The organism is Shewanella sp. 11B5 (assembly GCF_002836795.1).
GTDB lineage: Bacteria > Pseudomonadota > Gammaproteobacteria > Enterobacterales > Shewanellaceae > Shewanella > Shewanella frigidimarina.
This window is the reverse complement of sequence record NZ_PJAP01001083.1, coordinates 1-2,353: the sequence shown is the minus strand read 5'-3', so window position 1 is coordinate 2,353 and position 2,353 is coordinate 1. Positions and strand designations below refer to the sequence as shown.

General features: G+C 42.6%; 2 protein-coding genes. One reads left to right on the top strand and one right to left on the bottom strand.

Features of this window, described 5'->3' with window-relative positions; all coding sequences use genetic code 11:
• Positions 1-1,273 (top strand): TonB-dependent siderophore receptor (locus CXF78_RS20565; RefSeq protein ID WP_145991596.1); only part of this gene is annotated, 1,273 nt, incomplete at its 5' end.
• A 122-nt stretch (positions 1,274-1,395) separates the two neighbouring features.
• Here CXF78_RS20565 and CXF78_RS20560 read toward each other — a convergent pair.
• Positions 1,396-2,353, bottom strand: a 958-nt coding sequence (locus CXF78_RS20560) for a GlyGly-CTERM sorting domain-containing protein (RefSeq protein ID WP_145991595.1), incomplete at its 5' end; no start/stop codon positions are given.

The following is a 2,353-nucleotide window of genomic DNA, read 5'->3' as shown; positions in this document are numbered from 1 at the left end:
AAATAATACTGTGTTAGAGCTTAGCCATCATTTTAATGATGATTGGCGTTTACGGGCGACTTATTCACATAAAACAACCGATGAAGATACTGAGCTATTTTATGTTTTCGGTACGCCAGACAAGGATACCGAATTAGGCTTAACCGGTTATGGTAGCGAATATGATTTAGATGATAAGCATGACCTAATCGATATGTATGTTGATGGTAACTTCAGCTTGTTTGGCCGAGATCATCAGATTGTAGCGGGGGTAAATTACTCTAAAATGAGCTACACCGACAGCTCACTTTACGATTACACCACCGGCAATGGCTTCCCCAAGATGCCAGATCTCAACACCTGGGATGGCAATACACCAAAGCCGACCTTCAAAGATAGCTTACGTGGCAGTGATGTCTCGCGTGAACAGCAAGCCGCCTATTTCACCGGACGATTTAACATCGTTGATGATTTGCACGTTATCGTTGGTGGTCGCTACAACGACTGGCAGGCAGAAGGTGTGTCTTATGAAGTAGACCAAGAAGCTGACTACCAAAAGTTTATCCCTTATTTAGGCGCCGTTTATCGCTTTATGCCAGAGTTAGTGGCTTATGCAAGCTACACCGAAACCTTTGTACAGCAAGATGAAGTGGACATTGACAATCGATTCCTTGATCCCATTACCGGTGAAAGCCGCGAAATTGGTTTAAAAAGTGAATTGTTTAATGGACGTTTAATTGCCAGCCTAGCGTACTTTGATGTGGTTCAAACCAATATAGCAGTACTTGACCCTGCCACTGAAGGGTTACCAATAGACTTACAGAAGTATTATGGTTCCGACGGTATCAGCAGCACAGGGTATGAAATCGATATTGCTGGTGAAATTTATTCAGGTCTTAATGTCAGTATTGGTTATACCGATTTTGATATCGAAGGTGATGATATCGTTGCAGCTTACACACCAAGCAAGTTATTCAAACTAGCGGCCACTTATGACTTTGAAGCCATTGAAGGATTCTCTGTTGGCATGAACATGCGTTGGCAAGACGACATCTCTCGCAACCAAGGTGTCGTTGCCGTAGGGTTTGATAATGCAGGTGCTGACATTGTCACTAAGCAAGACGCTTACACGGTTATCGACCTCATGGCTAAATATCAAATCACCGAAAACTTAGGTTTAGCGGTTAATGCCAATAACGTTGGCGATGAGAAATACATCAATAGTTTATATTGGGCTCAAGGGTATTACGGTGCACCTGCCAATTATAGCGCGACCCTAACCTGGAAAATGTAAGTTTAAACAGCATCAATTGAAGAGTAAATGATGTAACCCGCTAATGGCCTGCGTCACTTACATAAAAAAAGGATGACCCAATGGTCATCCTTTTTTATTAGTGCTTAAACAGTCAATAAAAATTAACTGCGACGGCGTAAGCCTAGCGCACCTAATAACATCAACGCAAAGTAGCCTAAGCTACCACCATCACTGTCTTGAACAGGCTCTGGTGTTGGTGTTACTGGCGTTACTGGCGCTGGATAGCTTAATGCAATAATCACTGGATCGTGGTCTGAAGCTGAGAATGGACTTTCAGTTTTAACCAGCTCTCCGGTGTACTTGCTACCATATTCAAACAGGTTAGATTCAACTGAGTTAATGTGCCAGTCGTCAATACCCACTAATTTAGCCGCTAAACTTTCATTGGCTAACGCATGGTCTAAATTACCTAATTCGCCGTTATAGCTATATGAGTAAGTATCTGCACCATGTGCTTGAGTGTTTAAGTTAATTAAACCATAACCTTTATCAATCACGCTGCCTTCACGCTCGTACACTTTACCGTTTAAGGTAGTCCACGATGCGGTGCGGATAACATGGTCAGTGGTTGAGGCATCATAATCAGTTAATACTGCAACCGGATCTTCTTTGCCATAGGCATTTAAATCACCAATAACCAGTACATCACCTTCAACATCTTTTAGTGACTCACCGAGTACTTTAGCTGCCGATACACGGAAAGAGTTACACTTTCCTTGTAAATCCGCTGGCTCACCGTTTTCGTTAAAGTCAGCCCAATCTTCAATACAACCTGAACCTTTCGATTTTAAGTGGTTAACCACAATCGTCAGTTTTTCATCATTAATGCTAAAGGTTTGCACCAAACTATGACGTTGGAACTTGTCATAACTTGGGTTTTGCTCAACAACGCCATCTTTCTCGCGGGTTTGAGCACCTTCTGCTGCATGTTGTTCTGGCGTCGCAATCACTTTTGCCGCACCGTCTAATGTAATACGGGCTGGGCGATATAACATGCCAACCGTAATCGCATCACTGCCGATAAATTTGTCTTCATACTTATCAGCATCTTCAATTTCA